14 protein-coding genes are annotated in these 18,008 nt (G+C 41.9%); 6 read left to right on the top strand and 8 right to left on the bottom strand.

The features are described from left to right. Positions 1 to 7: 7 nt before the first annotated feature. The 3 genes from BW976_RS06635 to ileS are packed head-to-tail and all read right to left on the bottom strand — an operon-like array spanning position 8 to position 4,390. Entirely contained in the window at positions 8 to 613 is a 606-nt protein-coding gene (locus tag BW976_RS06635) for a lipoprotein signal peptidase (RefSeq protein ID WP_076371637.1), read from the bottom strand. Further along, the gene (locus BW976_RS06630) at positions 614 to 997 is read right to left on the bottom strand and encodes a TraR/DksA family transcriptional regulator (RefSeq protein ID WP_076371635.1); all 384 of its coding nucleotides are present in this window, start codon (positions 995 to 997) and stop codon (positions 614 to 616) included. Beyond that, positions 998 to 4,390, bottom strand: coding sequence for an isoleucine--tRNA ligase (gene ileS, locus BW976_RS06625; protein WP_076371633.1), 3,393 nt, complete (start codon positions 4,388 to 4,390; stop codon positions 998 to 1,000). A 73-nt stretch (positions 4,391 to 4,463) separates the two neighbouring features. Here ileS and BW976_RS06620 point away from each other — a divergent pair, with 73 nt between their 5' ends. Both BW976_RS06620 and BW976_RS06615 read left to right on the top strand, forming a co-directional pair. Further along, on the top strand, positions 4,464 to 4,667 hold the full coding sequence (locus BW976_RS06620) for a hypothetical protein (RefSeq protein WP_076371631.1): 204 nt from the start codon (positions 4,464 to 4,466) through the stop codon (positions 4,665 to 4,667). 57 nt (positions 4,668 to 4,724) lie between these two features. Further along, the gene (locus BW976_RS06615) at positions 4,725 to 4,931 is read left to right on the top strand and encodes a hypothetical protein (protein WP_076371629.1); all 207 of its coding nucleotides are present in this window, start codon (positions 4,725 to 4,727) and stop codon (positions 4,929 to 4,931) included. Here the strand turns inward: BW976_RS06615 and BW976_RS06610 are convergent. Together BW976_RS06610 and BW976_RS06605 are read right to left on the bottom strand one after the other, a co-directional pair. Next, the gene (locus BW976_RS06610; RefSeq protein WP_076371627.1) at positions 4,928 to 5,704 is read right to left on the bottom strand and encodes an SDR family oxidoreductase; all 777 of its coding nucleotides are present in this window, start codon (positions 5,702 to 5,704) and stop codon (positions 4,928 to 4,930) included. The two genes, BW976_RS06615 and BW976_RS06610, sit on opposite strands and share 4 nt — an antisense overlap. 96 nt (positions 5,705 to 5,800) lie before the next feature. Next, positions 5,801 to 8,137: an efflux RND transporter permease subunit gene (locus BW976_RS06605; RefSeq protein WP_076371625.1), complete on the bottom strand. Its 2,337-nt coding sequence runs from the start codon at positions 8,135 to 8,137 to the stop codon at positions 5,801 to 5,803. 304 nt (positions 8,138 to 8,441) lie between these two features. Here BW976_RS06605 and BW976_RS06600 point away from each other — a divergent pair, with 304 nt between their 5' ends. Then, positions 8,442 to 11,975, top strand: a complete 3,534-nt coding sequence (locus BW976_RS06600; RefSeq protein ID WP_076371623.1) for a chemotaxis protein CheB — start codon at positions 8,442 to 8,444, stop codon at positions 11,973 to 11,975. A 344-nt stretch (positions 11,976 to 12,319) separates the two neighbouring features. On the opposite strand, the gene BW976_RS06595 is transcribed toward BW976_RS06600, so the two are convergent. From BW976_RS06595 to BW976_RS06585, 3 genes are read right to left on the bottom strand one after another with little or no spacing between them, the layout of a single operon-like run. Beyond that, on the bottom strand, positions 12,320 to 13,066 hold the full coding sequence (locus BW976_RS06595; protein ID WP_139332221.1) for a type 2 periplasmic-binding domain-containing protein: 747 nt from the start codon (positions 13,064 to 13,066) through the stop codon (positions 12,320 to 12,322). 55 nt (positions 13,067 to 13,121) lie between these two features. Beyond that, complete coding sequence (locus BW976_RS06590; RefSeq protein WP_076371619.1) at positions 13,122 to 13,967, bottom strand: sialate O-acetylesterase; 846 nt, start codon at positions 13,965 to 13,967, stop codon at positions 13,122 to 13,124. Between the two features lie 41 nt (positions 13,968 to 14,008). After that, on the bottom strand, positions 14,009 to 14,560 hold the full coding sequence (locus BW976_RS06585) for a TetR/AcrR family transcriptional regulator (protein ID WP_076371617.1): 552 nt from the start codon (positions 14,558 to 14,560) through the stop codon (positions 14,009 to 14,011). 488 nt (positions 14,561 to 15,048) lie between these two features. Here BW976_RS06585 and BW976_RS06580 point away from each other — a divergent pair, with 488 nt between their 5' ends. From BW976_RS06580 to BW976_RS06570, 3 genes are all read left to right on the top strand, one after another. Beyond that, on the top strand, positions 15,049 to 15,405 hold the full coding sequence (locus BW976_RS06580; protein ID WP_076371907.1) for a diacylglycerol kinase family protein: 357 nt from the start codon (positions 15,049 to 15,051) through the stop codon (positions 15,403 to 15,405). A 1-nt stretch (position 15,406) separates the two neighbouring features. Then, positions 15,407 to 16,132 carry a DNA repair protein RecO gene (gene recO / locus BW976_RS06575; protein WP_076371615.1) on the top strand — a complete coding sequence of 242 codons (726 nt, stop codon included), beginning with the start codon at positions 15,407 to 15,409 and terminating at the stop codon, positions 16,130 to 16,132. A 442-nt stretch (positions 16,133 to 16,574) separates the two neighbouring features. Further along, positions 16,575 to 17,102: a DUF2062 domain-containing protein gene (locus BW976_RS06570; protein WP_076371613.1), complete on the top strand. Its 528-nt coding sequence runs from the start codon at positions 16,575 to 16,577 to the stop codon at positions 17,100 to 17,102. Positions 17,103 to 18,008 lie beyond the last annotated feature (906 nt).

Below are 18,008 nucleotides of genomic sequence, written 5' to 3'. Positions count from 1 at the left end.
TAAATCTTTATTCTTCCACCATTTCACTGTTGGGGCTGTTTACTTCAGGAACTTCATGTTTAAAATAGTGTTTCTGAAATATCAGGATCATAATAACGCCTACACATATAGAGGCATCGGCCAGGTTAAATACGGGTCTGAAAAACTCAAACGCCTCATTACCCCAAGCAGGAACCCATGCCGGGAACGTACCCCTAAGCAACGGGAAATAAAACATATCAACCACGCGCCCGTGAAATAATGGAGCATAGTTGTACATGATGCCGTAAAAGGTGGAGTCGATGATATTACCTACGGCTCCGGCTAAAATAAGCGCCACATTCATGATGAGGCCGCGGTGGTATTTATGCTTTATCAAATAAATAAGGCAATAAACAATACCACATACCGCAAAAATGCGGAACAGCGTTAAAGCAAGTTTACCTGCATCACCTCCCCATTCCATGCCAAATGCCATACCATTGTTTTCGGTATAATGCAACATACCATGGCTGCCCAAAAAGCGAATTTCTTCGCCCATGAACATATGTGCCCTTACCCAGGTTTTAATGATCTGGTCAAAAAGAATAATAAATATAGCAGTTAGAAAAGGTTTGGTGTAAGCAGCCTTCATTTATTGCTTTAATTTAGCTTCCATAGTCAAGGTAGTGTGCGGCACAGCGCGCAAACGCTCCTTTGGTATCAGTTTACCGGTTTCGCGGCAAATACCATAAGTTTTGTTTTCAATACGCACCAGGGCGGCTTCCAATTGGTCAATAAATTTTTTCTGACGGGCGGCTAACTGGTTAATTTGTTCTTTTTCCAGTGTGGCCGAGCCATCTTCTAATGTTTTATAAGTACCGGCAGTATCGTCAGTTCCGTTCGCATTTGGCGAGCTTAACGAAGTTGCCAGGGCGTTTAATTCTTCTTTGGCAGAACGCAGTTTATCAAGAATAAGAGTTTTAAACTCTTGCAGGTCAGATTCTGAATATCTGGTTTTTTCGTTTTCTACTTTCATTTATACTTTACTAATAACAATAAAAATTTCATTTCCGTCAATCTCTACTTTGTCCCCCTCATGTAACTGAGCGTCAAGCACTATGCTTTCGGCTAAAATTTCGGCGCAAATATAGGATAAATTATTTTTTACCGCTTCGCTGATATAAGGATGTTCGCTAATGCGAACATTGATCCTATCAGTAACCTCAAAACCTTTTGTTTTACGCAGGTTCTGGATACGGTTTATCAACTCTCTCGCAATCCCCTCCTCTTTTAATTCATTGGTTATGGTAACATCTAAAGCCACAGTTAGTTTTCCTAAATTTGCAACTTGCCATCCGGGAACATCCTCGGCGATGATCTCCACATCTGTAACCTGTATTAAGTACTTGTTATCAAGCACATTAACACCACCCTCGCTTTCCAGCCTGGTTATATCGTCCTGTGTGAAATTATTTATAGCCTCTGCTACAGCCTTCATATCCTTGCCTACTTTTTGGCCCAGGGCTTTAAAGTTTGGCTTTATTTTCTTTTTAATGAAGCCCGCGGTATCGGTAATATACTCAATATCCTTAATGTTGGTTTCAGACAATATCAATTCTTTTACCTGCTCCACGTGCTGCTTAAAGCCCTTGTCCAATATAGGTAATAATATTTTGCTGAGCGGCCTGCGAACAGGGATTTCGATCTTTTTACGTAATGATAACACCAAAGACGATACATCCTGTGCCAGCTGCATCCGTTCTTCCAGATCGGTATCAACCAGCTCGTCATGGTAGGTTGGAAAATATGCCAGGTGTACCGATTCAAACTCCTCTTTACCCGTAACTTTGTTCAGGTCCTTATATAAACTATCGGCAAAAAACGGTGCTATTGGCGCCATTAATTTACTGATGGTGATCAAACAAGTGTACAAGGTTTGGTATGCCGACAGTTTATCGTCGGAGTTATCTGATTTCCAGAAACGGCGGCGGCTTAAGCGGATATACCAGTTGCTAAAGTGCGCGTCTACAAATTCCTGTATGGCACGGGCGGCTTTGGTTGGCTCATAATCGGCATAAAAACCATCAACCTCGCGGCTCAGGGTATTGAGTAAGGATATTACCCAACGGTCAATTTCCGGGCGTTGCGCCAATGCTATCTCGGGTTCGCTGTATTTAAACTGATCAATATTGGCATACAGCACAAAGAAGGAGTAAGAGTTGTACAATGTACCAAAAAACTTACGACGCACTTCGTCAATACCTTCTTCGTTAAATTTAAGGTTATCCCATGGCGCAGCATTACTAATCATGTACCAGCGGGCGGCGTCGGCTCCATATTGTTCAATGGTCAGGAACGGATCGGCAGCATTGCCTAAACGTTTTGACATTTTGTTGCCGTTTTTATCCAGCACCAAACCGTTTGAAACCACGTTCTTGAACGAGATACCTTTGTTGCCCACTTTGGCATTCACCGCTTTTACTTCGTCGCTGCATTCGCTCAGCATTACGGCTATAGCGTGCAGGGTAAAGAACCAGCCACGGGTTTGGTCAACACCTTCGGCAATAAAATCGGCAGGGTAGGCGGCAGCAAACTCTTCTTTGTTTTCAAAAGGGAAGTGCCACTGCGCGTAAGGCATAGCGCCTGAGTCAAACCAAACGTCAATCAGATCGGGCTCGCGGAACATTTTGTTGCCGGCAGCCGATGTCAGGATCACATCATCCACATAAGGGCGGTGCATGTCTTCCAGCTTAAAGCCTGCAGGCATAAAACCGGCTGCTATCGATTTTTCGATCTCGGCATTCAGTTCAGCTATGGAGCCGATACATTTTTCTTCCGAACCGTTTTCTTCGCGCCAGATAGGCAGCGGTGTACCCCAATAACGTGAACGCGACAGGTTCCAGTCGACCAGGTTTTCCAGCCAGTTGCCAAAACGACCTGTACCGGTTGATTCCGGTTTCCAGTTGATGGTTTTGTTCAGCTCCACCATTTTATCCTTTACCGCGGTAGTACGGATAAACCAGCTATCGAGCGGGTAATATAATATTGGTTCATCTGAGCGCCAGGAGTGCGGGTAGCTGTGCTCATATTTTTTAACGTCAAACGCTTTATTGTCTTCTTTTAGTTTGATGGAGATCAGTACATCCGTTGCCCTAAAACCAGGCTCGGCACGTTCTGCATCACTATAGTATTCTTCTTTTACATAACGACCGGCAAAATCGGTCACTTCATCAACAAAACGACCTTGTTTGTTAACCAGTGGAACTTCTTTGCCCGTTTCATCCAGTACCATTACCGATGGTACGTTTTGTTCTTTACAGGCCCTGAAGTCATCCGCTCCAAATATGGAAGCTGTATGTACTATACCTGTACCATCTTCGGTAGTCACAAAGTCGGCAGGTATTACGCGGAACGCGTTTTTCTCCAGATTTTCGTTGCTTACATAAGGCATCAGCTGGTGATAACGCAAACCTATAAGCTCAACGCCTTTAAATTCGGCTCTTACTTCCCAGGGGATAATCTTATCACCACCTTTATAATCCTGGAAAGAAGCCTTTTCACCTTCGGTTTTAAAGTATTTGCCTATCAATGCTTTGGCCAACACTACGCTCACCGGCTCATAGGTGTACGGATTAAAGGTGCGGATCTTTACGTAATCAATATTTTCGCCAATGGCCAGCGCGCAGTTTGATGGTAGTGTCCACGGGGTGGTTGTCCAGGCCAGTATCGCGGTATCCTCGTTTACATCTTCAAATAAAACGGGGATCAGGGGATGCTGCTGGTCGTTTTTTAAATGGAACTGGGCCACTATCGAAGTGTCCTTTACCATTTTATAAGTACCCGGCTGGTTTAGCTCATGTGAGCTTAAGCCCGTACCCGACTTTGGCGAATACGGCTGTACCGTGTAACCTTTGTATAAAAGATCTTTTTTATAAAACTCCTTCAGTATCCACCAAAGGCTTTCAATGTATTCGTTTTCGTAGGTAACATACGGATCGTCCAGATCAACCCAATAACCCATTTTTTCGGTCAGGTCGTTCCAAACGTCGGTATAGCGCATTACTTCCTTGCGGCAGGCATCGTTATAATCCTTAACGCTTATCTTTTTACCAATATCATCCTTGGTTATCCCTAAAGCTTTTTCAACGGCAAGTTCAATGGGCAGGCCATGGGTATCCCAGCCACCTTTACGCTTTACCTGGAAACCTTTTAACGTTTTGTAACGGCAAAAAATATCTTTGATAGAACGCGCCATCACGTGGTGAATACCGGGCATACCATTAGCGCTCGGCGGCCCTTCGTAAAACGTGTAGGGGTTATTTGCCGGACGACTGCTGATACTTTTGCCAAATATGTTGTTCTGCTTCCAAAACTCCAGTATCTCTTTGCCTGTTTGCGATAGGTTTAACTGCTTATATTCCTTATACATGTATATAGTTCACCTCAATTTTTAGAGGTTGCAAAAATACGGAAATTATAAATGATTTTTTTAATTTGGACGAATGAAAAATAAAGTAAGGCGTACGGTATTGATGTTGTTGATAGCCGTAATCTTGTTTTCGGCATCAATGGCTATCCCTGCTTTATTCCATTCCAAGTGGAAAGACCTGGTTCAGGGTGCCGCGCTGGGCTTAACCATAGCCGGTATCATCAGTATTGTTACTCTGATTATTGATTATTTACGCGAAACAAAAAAAGGCGCCTGATCCGTTATTTTTTCGGCGACAATAAAATTATATCTTTATAAATATAAAAAGCACCAAATGAGATTGAGATCCAAAACGTATATCATTATTTCGGGAATTATATTTATCACCGCTTTAATCATTAGCCTGCAAAGTGCCGATCACTCCACTATCGACAAATGGGCCAGCTTTGTGATGGGCCTTACGTCTGTTACGTTTATAAGTGGTTTAATATCGCTTTTTACAAAAGGCAAGTCCTTTAAAAACCAACAGGCGCTAAGTTAATAAATACTCCTGCTGGCGCCGCCATCAACCGGTATAGTTGTACCACTGATGTAAGCAGCCTGGTCTGATGCCAGGAAGGTAACGAGCGCAGCCAGCTCCTCGGGTTTACCGATACGACCAAGCGGTATGCTTTTCGCCCTGTCTTTAATGGCCTGCTCGGGGTCCACATCTTTGGGTAAAGTATGTTTTATCCTGTCGGTCAGGATCAATCCCGGGGCCACATTATTTACGGTGATATTGTACGGACCAAATTCATCGGCCATGAGTTTAGCCATCCCTACCACGCCCATCCGCATCGTAGTTGACAGCACCGAACCTCCCAACACCGCCTTTACCGAAACACTCACAATATTGATGATGCGCCCGCTGCCTGTTTTTTGCATATGCGGCAATACCAGTCTGCTCAGGCGCGCAACGCTTAGCAAATTAAGGTCAAAAGCTTTTTGCCATTGCTCGTCATCAAAGTTTTCGAATTTATCAAACGGAGGACCACCGGCATTGTTCAGCAGGATATCTATCTGCCCAAAAGCATTTGCGGCTTTGCTAACAAAAGCTTCTATCTCGTCGGCTTTGGAAACATCAACAGGTATAGCGATCACCTCGTTACCGGTAAGCGCTTTTATTTCGGCCGCTGTTTTATTCAGTTCCGTCTCGTCGCGCGAGCCAATGATCACCCGGGCACCTTCGGCAGATAAAGCTGTTGCTACAGCCTTACCTAATCCTTTACTGGCTGCTAATATTACAGCTACTTTGTTGTTGAGTTTAAGATCCATAAGCCCCTCCCTGCCCTCCCCTAAAGGGTGTGGGTTCTGATTTGCGTTTATATTTATTACACTCCCTCTCCTTTGGAGAGGGCCGGGGTGAGGCTTCTACTCCTCAATATCCGGTCCTTTTATCTTTTTACGGTCCACACCGCCATCCAGGCTTAGTAAAAAAGCAGGAAGCAGCGTGAGGTTGCTGATCATGGCCACCAGCAGCGTTATGGATAACAATATACCCAATGCTACGGTGCCGCCAAATTTGGATACCGCGAATATGCCGAAACCAAAGAACAGTACCGTAGCGATAAATATCATGCTTACCCCGGTTTCGCGGATGGTATCAGACACAATGCGCGATATCCCTTTACGGGTATAACGCAGCTCGTGGCGGTAACGGGTAATAAAATAAATAGTCTGATCGGACGAGATACCCATCGCTATGCTAAATATCAATATGGTTGATGGTTTCAATGGGATTCCAAAAAAGCCCATGATACCTGCTGTTATAATCAACGGCACCAGATTGGGCACCAGCGAAATGGCTATCATTTTTACCCCTCTGAATAATATCCACATCACCCCGGCTATCAGAAAAATAGCCCAGGCCAGGCTTTCATACAAGTTTTTAAGCAGGTAATTAGTTCCCTTTATAAAAATGATACTCGATCCGGTAAGCTCCACATGAAACTTTTTTGGGTTAAATATCGAGTCGATACGGGGTTGCAGCTCGGCCAGTACCACATTCATTTTTTTGGAACCGGCGTCAATCATTTCAAAGGTTACCCGGGTTATCCGGTGATCTTTATCCAGGTAAGTATTCAGCGCGCCCGATGTATTTTTACCCGAATTAGCGGCATAGTTCAAGATAAAACTCTGCTCCATACCGTCGGGCAAACGATAATATTCCGGGTTACCGCCATAAAATGCCTGGGTAGAGAATTTTAATACCTGGATGAGGGAAATAGAACGGCTGAACTGCGGATATGAGGAGATCAGCTTTTCCAGTTTTTCTACCTTGCGGATCACCGTTTGGTTCACTACACCATTTTTTCGTTTGGTATCGATACTTACCTCTAATGGCAGTACCCCGTTAAAATTCGATTCAAAAAATTTCAGATCTTCCAGCGTATTGTTATGCTGCGGCAGGTCATCAACCACATAACCATTGATATTGATACGATAAATGCCCACGGCCGAAATAAGCACCAGCACCAGCGTAGTGATATATATGGCTTTACGTTTTTGATGAACCAGGGTGTCCAGCTTAATCAATAAGGCTTTCATCCACTGGCTATCCTTCATACCGGTTTGTTTTTGTTTTGGAGCAGGCAGGTAGCTGAATACAATAGGCACCAATATCAAACTTAAAGCAAATGTGGATAGTATACCCAGCGAAGCCACCAAACCAAACTGGGTTAATAGCTCACTGTTGGTAAAGCACAATACGCCAAAACCAATAGCGGTAGTAATGTTGGCAATAAAGGTGGTGATGCCCGCTTTTTCGAGCGCTATGGCCAAAGCCTCCATTTTATTGCCCGATATTTCAAACTCGTGGTAGTATTTATTGAGGATAAAGATAGTGTTCGGGATGCCGATAACCACCACCAGCGGCGGTATGATGCCGGTTAAAATGGTCATTTCATAATGCATCATATATAAGATGCCCAAACTCCACAGCACACCCAGCACTACAATAAGCACCGGGAATATCACCGGGAAAAACGACCGAAAAAAAATGAGCAGAATAATAGCCGTGATCAATATAGACAGGCCCAGGAACATGGAAAACTCATGCGCCACCAGGTTGCCTACAACGGTGCGTATCAGCGGCAGGCCCGAGTAATGTACCTTGATGCCATGCTTTTGCTCAAACTGTTGCCCTAGCTGAAGCATTTTATTGATAACAGGCACACGCTTGGGGGTGTTGATCACTTTATCATCAAAAGTGATAGCCATTAAGGTCGACTTGCCATCGTTACTCAATACTATCCCTTTGTAAAATGGGAGGTTTAAAAGTTGTTGCTTTACGCTATCAACCGCCTGTGTAGAGGGTAATACGCCGGTAACCAAGGGCTTTACAATAAAACGGTGCTGCAGGGTATCCTTTTGCAAATTATACACATTAGCGGCCGAAACCACGGCTTTTACACCATTGATCTGTTTAAGCTGTGTGCCAATCAGGTACCAGTCATTAAAAACATCTTTATCAAATATCTTGTCTGATTTGATACCCAAAACCATCGATGAGGCATCCTGGCCAAAGGTTTGTTTAAACTGATTATAGCGGATATAGGCCGAATCGGTAACGGGCAGCACTTTACCCCCGTTAAAGGTTATTTTTACTTTCGACGCTTCAAATCCCATAAAAGCACTCAGTGCCAAAACGCAGATAAATACGATGAGTCTGTTTTTAAGGATGAACGAAGCGGTATGTTTCCAGAACATTTGAGTCACATTAAGGGCGCCGCTAAACTACGAAATTTGATTTACCCACCGGCCCAAGATATTGATATTGTAACAAAATGTTAATCTACAACTTCATTTATAGCGAGAGGGAGTAGATAAAACTTGCTCAATACAAAACTTTATTGACTGATACAGTGTTGTGTTGCAGTGTCACATCGACTACATGCTAAATAACCAGAAAAGGCTCCCTTTATTCCGGATATATAGTTGTAAATTTGATCTCTTAATTTACTCATCTCTAAGAATTTAATAAATTCTAATACCGCTCTTTAAAGTTCATGTCATGCCGAAAGTCGATCCCCATCACATCATTGCTATTGGCGCCTCCGCAGGCGGCATGGAAGAGATTAATTCTTTTTTTGATCACACGCCTTTAGATGGTGTTTCCTATATCATTATTCAACACTTATCAGCCGATTTTAAAAGCAGGATGGTTGACCTGCTGGCCAGGCACAGCAAGCTTATCGTTGAAGAGGCCGAAGATGGCATGAAAGTGCAATGCAACCAGGTATATCTCATCCCCAGCAATAAATACATGACCATACGCGGGGGGAGCCTGTATTTAACCGAAAAGGAAAAAATTAAAGGGCCTCATTTAACCATCAATACCTTCTTTGAGTCCCTTGCCGCCAATGATGGCAAAAAAGCCATTGGTATCATATTATCCGGCTTAGGGTCTGATGGTACAGAAGGTATCAAGGCTATTAAAAAAGCAGGCGGAATGGTGATGGCCCGCGATCCGGAAACTTCGGAATTTAGCAGCATGCCCTCCCATGCTATCGCTACGGGATTGGTTGATTTTGTATTGGAACCGACCTTAATGCCCGGCGCCATTGAAGATTATGTAAAACACGAAGGGAATTTAGTAACAGATCACCGGGATGATGAAAAAGACCTTTTGGCCATTATCGACCTGATCAAAGAAAGGTCACCGCTTGATTTTTCGGACTATAAACAACCCACCATATTACGAAGAACAAAAAGAAGGGCTTCGAGCCACAATTTTAATACGCTGGGAAAATATCTGAATTATCTCAAAGAAACTCCCCTCGAGGTAGATGCCCTGGCCAAAGAGTTCCTCATCAGCGTTACTTCTTTTTTCAGGGATCCGGCAGCTTTTGATTTTATACAAAGCAAGGTATTACCCGATATATTGGAAGGGCTGGCCCCAGACGAAGAACTGAAAATGTGGGTTGCCGGCTGCGCTACTGGCGAGGAAGTTTATTCATTGGCCATATTGATAGCAGAGCAGCTAACGGGCAGATTATCTGATACGGTAGTAAAACTATTCGCTACAGATATTGACAGCGACGCGCTGATTCATGCGGGTAAAGGGGTTTATAGTAAAAACATTTCCAAAAACATGCCCCCGGAACGGCTCGAAAAGTACTTTTTAAAAGAGGGAGAAAATTACCGGATAAATCCTGTTATCCGCAAGATGGTGATCTTTGCCAAGCACGACCTGGTAAAAAACCCACCTTACTGCAATATGCACCTGATCAGCTGTCGCAACCTGCTCATCTATATGGCTCCTGTTTTGCAAAAGAAAATATTTACCATGATGCTTTTTGGGCTAAAAAAAGATGGCTATTTATTTTTAGGGTCGAGCGAAAACCCCATGCCCATCATCAAAAACCTGGAAGTGGTTCATAAAAAATGGAAGATCTACAAAAACCTGGAAACCAAACGAGCCATTAGCTTTGATGCATTCTCCATGCCCGATTTACCTGATACCAAACAAACACCGTCCCGCTTTTCGCCGGATACGGCTAAAAACACCAACCATAATAACTTGTCCGAAGAAATCCATGAAAGCCTGGCCAATAAACTCGATTACCTGGCCGTTTGTATCGACGAACACAACCAGGTGGTACGGTCATACGGAGATACCACAAAATACCTGCTCCACAAACATTTCAGCTCCGATCTGGCAGAGCTTTTACCAAAGCCCCTTGCCGTAGCTTTTAATACCCTGAGTAAAAAGGTCTTAAAAACAAATGAAAACGTGGTGCTTAACGGCGTAAAAATTAAACAGGGCCAGCATATGGTTAACGTCAGCCTGTCCATCAGTCCATTAATATTAAAAGGCCGGGAAAAATTGTTATGGGTAACTTTCAGTGAGGATAAATCAGCCGCGCCGGTACAAAAGGATGCGGTATATGATGAAAGGATCTATCTGGATCAGTACGTCGTTAACCTGGAAGAGGAACGGAAGGAATTAAAGGATAAACTTTACAGCTCCAATGAAAAGCTGGATGCCTCCAACGAGAACATGCAATCATTTAATGAGGAGCTGATCTCGGCCAACGAGGAAATGCAAAGCACCAACGAAGAAATGCAATCCGTGAACGAGGAGCTGCATACCATTAATTCAGATTACCAGTTAAAAAACAAAGAACTGCTGGAAATTAATGACGATCTGAATAATTATTTCAGGAGTAATATTAACGGGCAATTATTTATTGATAATGAACTGCGTCTAATGAAGTTTTCGCCGGGAACGGTAAAACAGATCAACCTGCTGGAAACAGATATCGGCAGGCCGCTCAGCAATATTTCTACCAATATCAAATTTGAAACCATTATAGACGATATTAAAAAGGTATTGGCAGAAGGGTGTGTAATTACCAAAGAAATTGAAACCAATAACGGCAAATGGTACCAGATCATGACTATGCCTTATGTACAGCAGGCAGATCATACTAACAATGGCGCTATTATTACTTTTAATGATATCACCGAGCTAAAAAGGATACAGCAGGAACTGGATATCAGCAGTAAAACGCTGGGTATGGCTATCGACTCTGCCGAAATGGGGATCTGGTCAATAGATGTAGAAACCCGTGAATTCATTCCCTCACCACGCCTTAAAGAGCTGTTTGGTTTTCATGCCGATGAGCAAATGAGCTACGAATCAACTATAGCCCAGATTGATAGTGCCTTTCAGCTTGGGGTAACTGGTGCTATTGAAGCAGCCATTACCCGCGGGGAAGTATGCGATGTAGAATTTCCGCTGAAGGGATTTCACGATGGAAAACTGCGCTGGGTGAGGGCTAATGGAAATCTTACGCACGATCAGGATGGCAAACCGGGGTATTTTACAGGGGTAATGCATGATGTTACTGTACATAAGCAGGACGACATCCGAAAAACTGATTTTATTGCCATGGCAAGCCATGAGCTCAAAACACCGCTAACCACGCTGCAGGCCTACATACAGATGCTGGCGGCCAAAGCCGATAAATCCGGGGACACTTTTGCCGTTGGCGCCCTGGATAAGGCTAATGTACAGGTTAAAAAAATGTCGACCTTAATCAATGGCTTTTTGAGCGCTTCCAGCTTTGAAGCCGGCAAAATTTACCTGAATGAACAGCCTTTTGAGATGAATACCTTACTGAGGGAAATTGTGGAGGACATAATGCTGATCACCAAAAGCCACTATATTGTTGTAACCTCCGATTGTGATATAGTTGTTCAGGCCGATAGGGACAAGATTGGCCAGGTGATCACCAACTTTTTAAGCAACGCCATCAAGTATTCATCTAAAGGAAAAAATATTAAGGTTTCCTGCCGGGAAATTAAGGGCGTAGTTGAGGTAAGCATAACAGATGAAGGCCTGGGCATAGCGCCGCAGGACCACGCAAAACTGTTTGACCGTTATTACCGCATTGAAAGCGAACAAACCCAAAACATTTCGGGCTTTGGGCTTGGCCTATACCTGTCGGCCGAGATCATCCAAAGGCATAAAGGTAAAGTATGGGTAGAAAGTGAAATGGGCAAAGGATCAACATTTTACTTTAGTTTGCCATTGGCTTAATGGGGTGATATTTGATATTGCTGTGTGGTACGGTGACAATACCATAGATGTTCGGAAGAAACAAAAGTTAAAATAGAAGCATTGAATTTTAATACGGATATGCTCCGTCAGGAGCTACCTATTTGTAGTCATACCGGGCAAAATATCCTTTGCTCCGTAGGTGCAACCCCTAAATAAACAGGTAAATTGTATAAGGGTAGCCTCTACGAGGCATAAATAGGGGCTGGTAAAATGCTACAAATAGGTAGCCCCTAACGGAGCAAGGTTGTTCCAGATATCTTATAAAAGCCTAATGCCGCAATTTATTCCGCCCGCTGCCGCAAGCGAATATTTCGTTATTAAAACTACTTGGTCATTTTGGGCACCCTTACTATTTTAGCTCCGTTGTTGGTAACAATCATTAAATCAAATGGTAAACCTACGTGGTCCGGATGAGCTTTTAATTCAACTTCAATTAATTTTTGGATGTAATAAAGTTTCCCTTTTTTAAGATAAGCATCCAATACCAACATATTCGTTCCAAGCTGTTTCCGTATATGATCAGATAACCCCAGAACCTCAAAAGGTCTAAATACAGTGGTGTCCTTGACCTTAACTGCTTCATTAGGCTTATTAATTGCATCGAAATAAACTGTTCCTAAATAAGATCTTCCATTTTCAAATCCATAGAAGGAGATAGATGCAATATCATTATTTACAAACCTATAATTATAATAGTCGAACTGCTCACGTCTTATGTTTTCAACATACGTTGTTATGACGTCTTTGACTGTTGACAAGAAAATATCGTTAACCTCTTTAATATTTTTCCCTTTTTGACATGCCTTTGTTGCCTCTATTTCAATTAATGAATCTGGCGTTCCGGCTATTGCAAAATTGTATCGCCCTACTGTATGTAATTTACATATCGTTTTATACGTTTGAGTAGAAATTTTATTATCAGATCCGATATTTGGTATTGAGCTCTTCGAATCTGCCCCTACAAAGATTGTGTCCTTTTCCTGTTTTAATACAATACACGTTTGAGATCGGCCAACTAAACTAAATATCGTAAGAAATAATGAGATAAGTAAAAAGGTTAAGGTTTTCATATATGCAATATACACAATACCTACATTGAATTCCTCAAACTGCCGAACGCCTCCCTTACCCGGCAATAAGTACCAGTTGCTCCCGAAACTCCTGCAATGTTATTTTGCCGGATGCAAAGCGGTTTTCTAATAACAGTTTTTCCTCTCGCCGGGTAAAGGGTCTACTGTAAATAGTTTGCACCAGGTCTTGCTCGTGTGTTAAAGGTGCTGTAATGTGTGTCCGGGTATTAAATGCTTCAAAATAACGTATACCCAATATCCTTTGCGATACCGCATTAAAATGAATTTGGTCTTCATTGGCCGTTAACCCAGTTGCAGTCACAAAATAACAATTGTTACGTGTTTGGGCATATTGTAACAGCGCCTGATTGACCAATGGATAAGCGGTAAAATAATTACCGTACAAACCAGCCGTCAAAAAATCTCCCAGTCCGCCAACAATCAAAGGAACATCCGGCACGTTTAATCCCATACGCAGCTCATTAACTATCGGGTCAAATTTTTCGGCATAAGCCGCAGCACCATCGGCAGAACAATCATTTTCTCCCTGGTGCCATAAAATACCAGATAACTGGCTGCTGCGTTGTGCCAGTTTCGCCTGGGCCAATGCGTTGTCAAAAAGTGCTCCGCCAACCGTCCAGTCATCCAGGCTGGTGCCACCATCGGCACAAGGGATCAGGCCTATTTCGTCCACGGGGTTATTCAAATGCCACGCAGCGGCAAAGGATGAAGCCAAACCTATGCCTGCTGCGGGGCGGTCGTTATGGATGGGTTCTGTCATGATCTGCCAGCGGCCATTACGCAGCATTTTAACAGATTCATTAAAAACGGGTGGAACTTCGGCTGTAAAACCGCGTCCTGCTATATTTGACTGACCTATCAATAAAAAAGAATGTGTCATAGTTAATCTTTGTAATCATTTAACCAAATACCCAACAGCGCTTATGGCAAACCTATGCTTCGGCTAAAAGAGTACCAGGCGAATTTTTTGATATCATTTGGAGCAACATCTCCCGATTGTACTGCTTTAACGGTAGTGTTGATCATATTAACAAACAGCATGCGGATCCAAGCAACGGACAGGCTATCGCTGATCACCTTTTGCCGCTGCAGTTCTGGCACAAGGCTAAACCAGTTGTTTTTTGCCTGTTCGTAAGCTTCATTCTCAGCGACTTTCAGTTTTTCATTATTCAAATATTTTGTTTGAAGCGTATTCAAAAACGCGTATTTCGCCCCGCAATCAATACCCGCGTATAACATTCTCTCCAATTGCTCCACAGGGTCTTTACTGCTATTATAAGCTTTGAGCATAGCATGATGCCAGGTTTGCATCATATCGGTCCAGCAGGCATCTATAAGTGCAGCTCTGTCTTTAAAATACCGATGCAAGGTTCTTCTGTTTACTCCTGCCTTTTCGGCAATCATATCCAGCGGAGCATAAAAATCTTCATTCAAAACCGCTATGGCGCTGTCTATAATTTTCTGGCTTGTCATACTATCGCAAATATAAGACAAATGTCACACATTTGAGACATTTTACTAAAAGCAGGTCTCTGCCGTATACCTGGCTATAATCTGTGACTGCTACCGTCGACCCGCTACTATAAGCATAGAAAGATTCCTTAAATCACAAATTCACTAACTCAGTCATTCAATAATTATTGGTATATTTGTAAGTATACAACGGCCCGGTTTTCTGTAAAAAGGAAAACCGGGCCGTTGTGTTAAGGAGAAAAGAGGCTCAAAAACAGACCATTTTACATTTAGTTATTTGACAATCAATATTTTAATACTTCTTAAACCTTTCAAAACCCATCAAAAATTTGTTAAAAAGTGTTAAAATGGCGTTAAACTTTAGTTAAAGTGGGCAATAACCAAGCTTTTTTACACCGTTTTTGACTAAAAAAGTGTTAAAATTTAAGGTTTAAAAAGTTTTTGGATTGCCAAAATTCATAAATGCCAATAACAATGTATTTTTGTACATGAGAAGACTGATACGCAGTTTCGGTTTCGCCTTTAAGGGCCTGCAATATGCCGCCAGTACCCAGCCCAACTTCCGGATACACCTGGGGGCAACGGTTATTGCCATTAGCCTGGGCATCGCGCTGCACCTATCCACCGCCGAATGGCAATGGGTAGCGCTCAGCATAGCCCTGGTGCTGGTAACCGAGCTCATTAACACCGCCATTGAAACCCTCACCGACCTGGTTTCGCCTACCTATAACATTAAAGCCGGTCATGTTAAGGATGTTAGTGCCGGCGCGGTGGTAGTTGCGGCTGTATTTGCACTGATTACGGGCTGTATCGTTTTTATACCGAAACTTATTTTACTGGTATAACATGCTGCATAAAACGCGTGGTATTGTATTTAAAGCAACCGACTATGGCGAAAGCAGTGTTATTGTGCAGCTATTTACAGAAAAGTTTGGTCTGCAATCATACATCATCAATGGTACAAAAAAGCCCAGGGCCAAAATCGGGCGTAATATGCTACAGCCTTTGCATCTGCTTGACATGGTTGTTTATCATAAAAATACGGGCAGCGTACAGCGAATTTCCGAACTTAAAAATTCGCCGGTACTGCAAAGTATCCCTTATGATGTGATCAAAAGCTGTATCGCTATCTTTTTGAATGAAGTGCTGTACAAAGCCATAAGGCAACAATCGGCCGATGAAAATTTGTTTGATTTTGTATTCAGCGCCATAGAATGGCTCGATCATCAAACCGGAAGCGTGGCCAACTTTCATCTGCTGTTTTTGGTTCAGCTTACCCGTTACCTGGGTTTTTATCCGGATAGGTACCAAGCTGGCCAGGCCGATTATTTTGATATGAAGAACGGCACATTCAGTAACTATAAACCTGACAGCTTGTTTTACTTGTCGCCACCCCATACGCAAAACTTTCACCAGCTTTTGCAGTGTAGTTTTGAAAATATGCAACAATTAAAATGGAGTAATGATGAGCGTAGGTACCTGATTCAAAAACTATTGGAGTATTACGCCTTGCATATTGAAGGTTTCGGCAATATACGTTCTGCTGATGTGCTGGAGGAAGTATTGTCCTAAAATCCACCTTATTCTATACAGTAAATACACAGGGCTGAAATAAAAAAAGAGAAAGCCAAAGGCTGCCTCTTTTTTGTTGACTGACCTCATTATTTACCATAAAGAACTAATTGGTTAGATCGATAATAACAATTGTTACAAATATATGCACTATAGAATTAGTAGACTAATTTTTTAATAAAAATTTAACACGCATTAAGCTTATATAGTGCATTATAGCTATAGGCTTCATCAACAAAAGCTCGTCTTTAAAACCACAGCTAAAAATACGGTAGTTAAGGTATTGTAAAGATATTTACCTTTGCCGCCGTTATAACACAAGTGGTTACTTATTAAAAACTTAAAGATCTGTTAACGTTACCCAAGGTAAATTTGTAATAAGCTTTATAATAAGCATTTCAAAAACTTTGACCGGGCGGTTGCCGTATATGGATCAAACACGATGGATAATTCAGAAAAAATAAAAGCAGGAATTCAGAAGCTTAAAGCGGCATGTGTTAATCCCGGATATTTTTTCAGATCTCTTTTCAGCAAGGAAAGAGGAAAGCAATTTATAAAAACCCATTTGTTTAATCCCGATCATTCCGCACAACTTAAAGCACTATCAATTGGTTTTGGTGTATTTATGGGCATAGTACCTATATGGGGCTTTCAGCTGATTGTAGCATTTTCATTGGCTATATTATTAAAATTGAATAAGGCCCTGGTTCTTTTAGCCGCGCACATCAGCTTTGCTCCTTTAATACCCGCTGTCATATTTTTAAGCTATAAAGCCGGTGGTTTTTGGATGGGCGAAAAAAATACCGAGATCCCTTTTAATGGGGATATCTCCTTAAAATCGATCAGTATTCATTTGGAACAATATCTATATGGTAGTATTTCGCTTGCCATAGTTGCCGGTTTAACAGCGGGCTTATTAACCTTTATTTTACTTAAGCTTGCAAGCAAAAAAACTGTTATCGCTGCCTAAACAGTAGGACTAAATGATTTGAACCGTATCGGATAAAATTCATTACTATCATCTACGTACAACATCTTACCGTAAGTATTTGCTATTGGCTTATTCATCAGCAACTTTTAGGGTCAGTATATTAAAATAGGTTAATGATCGTATTTACTCATATATCATTAACAAAATATACTCTAAATCACCCACAATGATAAAACCTTTTAACATAAAGGTTCCGGAAGACCTGTTTTATTCATCAAAAAAGAGCTAACTATTTATTTATCTGTGTATTTCACACTTATCAATAGCCTACAACCAAAGATTTTTAACGAAAACGTTGTCGTAAATAAAAACAGCTAAAACTTATGAAAACCTGATCTCCCGGGATATTTTTGGTAAATACAGTATAGTATTTTGCCAATTATAAATAATAAGAAGCGCTTTAGTTTAATTATAAAACAGCTCAATTATTAACCATAAAACTGCTTTATATACCTGCAAATTTCATTGTCCTGCGAGAACGTGAATACTGTTTGGGCATTACCTTACAGGTGGAATAATAGCGGCATCCGATAACCTAAAACCTTAGATCAATGAAAAAATAAATCAGGCCTCCAACAAAAAAAGAAATCGGCAGTGGGTTCAGCACTACCGAAATCAATTCATTTCCCTTTTAGTCAAACAACAACATTAAATGTTGCCGGGAATTTTTTTGCCTAATTCAACCGAAATTTTAATAAGCAATACAAATATGAAGAAAAAATCTTCGCATTTGTTATGTAACAACGTGCATTTGTGCATGATAGTATCTGCGGTATACGATCATATTAAAGCAGGCTTAACCTGGTATTCCACAGGTTTAAGTTTTCTGCATTGCTTCCATTAAACTTTAGGGTAAAGGTTACACAGGTTCATTAATGATGTACC

It is taken from the genome of Mucilaginibacter lappiensis (assembly GCF_900155965.1).
GTDB classification, from domain to species: Bacteria; Bacteroidota; Bacteroidia; order Sphingobacteriales; family Sphingobacteriaceae; genus Mucilaginibacter; species Mucilaginibacter lappiensis.
Note: the sequence above shows the minus strand (reverse complement) of the source record. Positions and strands in the feature narration are given on the sequence as shown.